Here is a 4,192-nt window from a genome sequence, read left to right as displayed (position 1 = left end):
CGCACACCGGACAGCGGTCCGCGGCACCGAGCCGCATCTGTCCGTCGGCCCCCAAACCGTTTTGTGCCGGCGTGGGACCGCTGGCGTTCGTCAGGGCGGCGGTGAACAGACAGAGGACGGTGACCGTCGACAGGACGGCCATGCGACGGATCGCGCGGTGGAGCGGGATCAATGGACACCTCCTTAAAAAGGTACCTGTCAATGTAATGGGTTTTATGCGAAACTGCAAGGACGCGAATCGGGAGCGCAAATGACGACATCGATGGATTTTGCGGCGCTGTTCATGTTGGGCCTTCTGGGTACCGGTCACTGCATCGGCATGTGCGGCCCCCTCGTGGTGGCCCTGCCCGGCCAGACCGGCCGGCTTTCCGCCCATCTGCCTACCACGCCGGTCGGCTGACCACCTATGGCTGATCGGTGCCCTGATGGGGGCTGCGGGCGGCGGACTGATCCGGCTGGCCGCTGCTTTGGGGGCGAGCCCCATGGCATGGATGGCCCGGGGACAGATGGGACTCAGCCTGTTGGCCGGCGTGTTCCTGCTTTACTTCGGCCTTTCGCGCCTGGGATTGATTGCCGAACCCGACTGGCTGGCGGTTGCCGCACCCAATCGGCTGCCCGGCTGGCGACGATTGATGACCCGGGCGGTTCATCGGCGCACGAATCGGGATCTGTTGATCATGGGCCTGATGCTGGGCGGTCTGCCCTGCGGCCTCTCCTATGCGGCTTTTGCCAGTGCCCTGTCCGCAGCCAACCCCATGGCCGGTGCGGTCAGCGCGCTGGTCTTCGGCCTTGGCACCCTGCCAGGCCTCCTGGCGGTGGGGGCCGGGGCAGGACTGCTGTTGAATCGGTTCCGGCGTCAGGCCGACATGTTGGCCGGCCTGATCATGCTCGGCATGGCCGCCGCCCTTTTGGTGCGGGGGATGACCTGGGTGGCGGCCTGATCAGGCGACACGTTGACGCGGCTTGGTTGAAAGAATGGGGGTGTTGAAAATCAGGGCCGACAAATCATCGTGTCGGGTGATATCGAGTTTGAGCTGGTCCTTGTCGATGACAAAGTAGCGGGAGATGACATCCACGATCTCTTTTTGCATCTGTTGCAGGGTATCGTCGGACACTTCCAGACGGTCGTAGACCAGCGCAAACTGAAGTCTTTTTTTGGCCGTATCCTTGCTGTTGCTTTTACCGCCAAATATTTTTTTTACGAAACCGTTCAGCATTGGCTTTCCCCTATTTTCCGAAACCGATCTTCGAACCGATCTTCTTCCAAAGTGATTTAGAGGTGCTGGGAATCTCGATGGGCAGATCGGGTTTTCCGTTAAGGCGCATGGCGATGCGTTTGAATGCCTGCCCGGCCTTGGACTCGTTCTGCAGCACCAGCGGCAAACCGCTGTTGGTGGCGACCACAACCTGATCGTCGGCTTCGACCAGACCCACCAAATCGATGGACAGGACATCGACCACATCCTGGTGGCTGAGCATGTCTCCCCGTTCCACCATGGCCGGCACGATGCGGTTGATCAGGAGTTTCGACGGGATCTCCTTGGCGTACAACAGCCCGATCACCCGGTCGGCATCGCGAACCGAGGAGACTTCTGGGGTGCAGACCACCACCGCCTCGTCGGCGGCGGCCACGGCGTTTTCGAAACCGCGCTCGATACCGGCCGGACAATCCATCAGGATGAAGTCGAATTCGGTGCGCATTTTTTTGGACACGCGGATCATGTCCTGGGGACTCATGACATCCTTGTTGTCGCTCTGGGAGGCCGGAATCAGGAACAGGTTCTCGATGCGCCGGCTTTTGATGGCCGCCTGGGTCAGCTTGCATTTGCTGCGGACCACATCGACGATGTTGAAGACGATGCGGTTTTCAAGCCCCATGACCACATCGAGGTTGCGCAGCCCGATGTCCATGTCCACCACCGCCACCTTCTTGCCTTCCAAGGCCAGCGCGGCACCGATGGAAGCTGTCGCGGTGGTTTTGCCGACACCACCTTTTCCGGAAGATATAACGATAATTTTGCCTTGCACGGTTCACCTCTAGTTTTCTTTTGATTATGCGGAGAAGACGGGCACCGTCGCTATCGCAAGACGGGCCAAGGCATCCGTTTGAACGGATTGGCGGCCACATAGTCGTCGACCACGATGGCACCGTCTTCCAAATGGGCATATTCGAACCCGCCCTGGCCCTTGGCCGGCATGCCGGCAGCCACGACGCCGCCGATTTTGACCTGGGTGGGACGAAAATCAAGTGCCAGGATAATGGCATCGGCATTGTCCGGCTGTCCGGCAGACGCCGTTCCCAGCAGGCTCCCGATGACCAGGATGTCCCCTCCCGCCACCAGATCGCAGCCGGGGTTGACATCCCCCATGATGATCAGATGTTTTTTGGCGATCACACTCTGTCCGGAGCGGACCCGGCCGGACAGCACCAAGGTCTCGCTGCTGTGTCTCGTGATGATGTTGTCGGCGGATCTCATCTTGACTCGGTACTCTTCATCTTTGGCCTTTTCCTCTGGTGCGACGATCTCCTTTAGATCAAACGCCTCTTTAAGATAGGTGTGGATTCGCTGAAAACGCTCGTCGGTGCTTGAAGTGCCGGTATCCAGGACCACCCGCGTGGAATGGGCCATGTGTTTGAGCGGCGCGAACAGTTTTACCAGCTCGGCCTGGATCGCCTCCAGCGGGCTGTCGGCCGCAACGGTGAGCCAAAGGCTGTTGCCGACGCCTTTCATGCGGACGGGGGGAGTAGATTCGGTCATGGACAATGGGTGTTGTCTTGTTGTTTACAACGTTGTTGATTCAAACGCCGGATCAGCAATAACAGATAAGTGATTGGGCAAGGGCGCCATCTATGATGACACCATACTGAAAATACATATTGTATGTCAAGATGGAAAACACACCTACATATGGTGGCAGCGCCTATCCCCCTGATCCTCTAATCATTGATGCACGCGTAAAAAGTCGCATTTCCGACGGATTCGTAAAAAGCCCGAGATCAAGGCTTGCGAATCCTTAAGGAATGAGGCGTACTGAGCGTACTCCGCAATGACGAAGGATACGCGTAACGCCGATATCGGGCTTTTTACGGATCCGTCAATCATTCAACCCCGCGTCCCTTAGCAGGGGCAGCAGATGCGCCAGACTTTTTTGGCCGGCTTCCTCCGGCCGGTCGGTGTAGGGGTAGAGTTCCAGGCTCATGTCATGGGTGTAGCCGCATGCCTTGATGGTCTTGAAGACCGCCGGGAAATCGATGACGCCCAGGCCGGCGATGAGGTGGTTGTGTTCGCGAGTGGCGGCGATATCCTCGATGTGAATGTGGCCGATCCAGGGAAAGAGTTCCTCAAAGGCCGCCGCCGGATCCTCGCCGGCGCAGAAGAAGTGGCCGATGTCGAAGTTAACGCCCACGATCGGCGCCTTGATGTCAGACACGAAGGGCTTGATCTCGGCGGTGCGCTCCATGAGCAGGTTGGGCTCGGGTTCGATGAGTAGCCGGACCCCCAATTCCTCGGCGCGGGGGATCACCTGATCCAGACCGGCGTGAAACAGGCGCAGGGCCTCGTCGCGACCCATGCCTGCCGGCAGCGGACCACCGGGCGGCACGGAGATGTTGGCGCAGCCGATGAACTTGGCGATCTCCAGGCAGGCCAGGGTATGGTCCACGCGGATCTGCCGGCGCTCGGCCTCGGGCTCGATCCAGGAGGGAAGATAGGTGTCGCCCACGGCAAAGAGCGTGAAGCTGTTCAGGTTGGTCGGCTTGAGCCGATGCTCTTCCAGGGTCGCCTTGACCTCGGCGAGCTTGGAGGGGCCGTACTCGGGCGGGTAGAGGTGCGGCTGGTCGCACATGATTTCCACGCCGGCGAATCCGAGCCGGGCGATGCGCGCGAACGAATCCAGCAGTGAGAATTTGACGAAGGCATTGGTGCTGTAGCCGAATATCATGGCGTGTTCCTTTATCTATATCTTTTTTTTGAAGCCGTCAGCGCGGGCCATGCCCGCGATCATTGGGGACGATCCGCGTCGTTCGTTTTTACCGGGCCGCTGCTTCACCCACGCGGGCGTTGATGCGGGCGTCCAGCCTTTCCAGCGTGGCGAGTTGGTCTTCGAAGGTCAGCGGTGCCGCGTCGCCCACCGGTTTCTTGAAGTAGAAGGCCAGCTCGGTAGCCGGCCCGCCCATGCCGGCCATCTGCAG

At 59.7% G+C, this 4,192-nt stretch carries 6 protein-coding genes; 2 read left to right on the top strand and 4 right to left on the bottom strand.

The features are described from left to right. The first annotated feature begins 250 nt into the window (after window positions 1-250). Both JCM12296_RS48650 and JCM12296_RS32970 read left to right on the top strand, forming a co-directional pair. Window positions 251-400: an urease accessory protein UreH domain-containing protein gene (locus tag JCM12296_RS48650; RefSeq protein ID WP_083456754.1), complete on the top strand. Its 150-nt coding sequence runs from the start codon at window positions 251-253 to the stop codon at window positions 398-400. Next, a complete protein-coding gene (locus tag JCM12296_RS32970) occupies window positions 375-941 on the top strand; it encodes a sulfite exporter TauE/SafE family protein (RefSeq protein WP_281492249.1) in 567 nt (188 codons plus the stop codon). Before JCM12296_RS48650 ends, JCM12296_RS32970 begins: the two co-directional genes overlap by 26 nt. Here JCM12296_RS32970 and minE read toward each other — a convergent pair whose 3' ends face one another. From minE to JCM12296_RS32950, 4 genes are all read right to left on the bottom strand, one after another. Then, a complete protein-coding gene (minE, locus tag JCM12296_RS32965; RefSeq protein ID WP_054702049.1) occupies window positions 942-1,217 on the bottom strand; it encodes a cell division topological specificity factor MinE in 276 nt (91 codons plus the stop codon). 10 nt (window positions 1,218-1,227) lie between these two features. Continuing rightward, complete coding sequence (gene minD / locus JCM12296_RS32960; RefSeq protein ID WP_054702046.1) at window positions 1,228-2,028, bottom strand: septum site-determining protein MinD; 801 nt, start codon at window positions 2,026-2,028, stop codon at window positions 1,228-1,230. 50 nt (window positions 2,029-2,078) lie between these two features. Next, the gene (locus JCM12296_RS32955; protein ID WP_157068129.1) at window positions 2,079-2,759 is read right to left on the bottom strand and encodes a septum site-determining protein MinC; all 681 of its coding nucleotides are present in this window, start codon (window positions 2,757-2,759) and stop codon (window positions 2,079-2,081) included. A gap of 337 nt (window positions 2,760-3,096) precedes the next feature. Then, window positions 3,097-3,942 (bottom strand): sugar phosphate isomerase/epimerase family protein, encoded by an 846-nt coding sequence (locus JCM12296_RS32950; protein ID WP_054702040.1) that lies wholly within the window; start codon window positions 3,940-3,942, stop codon window positions 3,097-3,099. Between the last annotated feature and the right edge of the window lie 250 nt (window positions 3,943-4,192).

This window comes from Desulfosarcina cetonica JCM 12296 (assembly GCF_001311845.1).
Lineage (GTDB): Bacteria > Desulfobacterota > Desulfobacteria > Desulfobacterales > Desulfosarcinaceae > Desulfosarcina > Desulfosarcina cetonica.
Note: the sequence above shows the minus strand (reverse complement) of the source record. Positions and strands in the feature narration are given on the sequence as shown.

Bases quoted from the DNA above. Each gene is read 5' to 3' on its own strand.
- JCM12296_RS48650 (WP_083456754.1), top strand. From the start codon at position 251: ATGACGACATCGATGGATTTTGCGGCGCTGTTCATGTTGGGCCTTCTG.
- minE (WP_054702049.1), bottom strand. From the start codon at position 1,217: ATGCTGAACGGTTTCGTAAAAAAAATATTTGGCGGTAAAAGCAACAGC.
- JCM12296_RS32955 (WP_157068129.1), bottom strand. From the start codon at position 2,759: ATGACCGAATCTACTCCCCCCGTCCGCATGAAAGGCGTCGGCAACAGC.
- JCM12296_RS32950 (WP_054702040.1), bottom strand. From the start codon at position 3,942: ATGATATTCGGCTACAGCACCAATGCCTTCGTCAAATTCTCACTGCTG.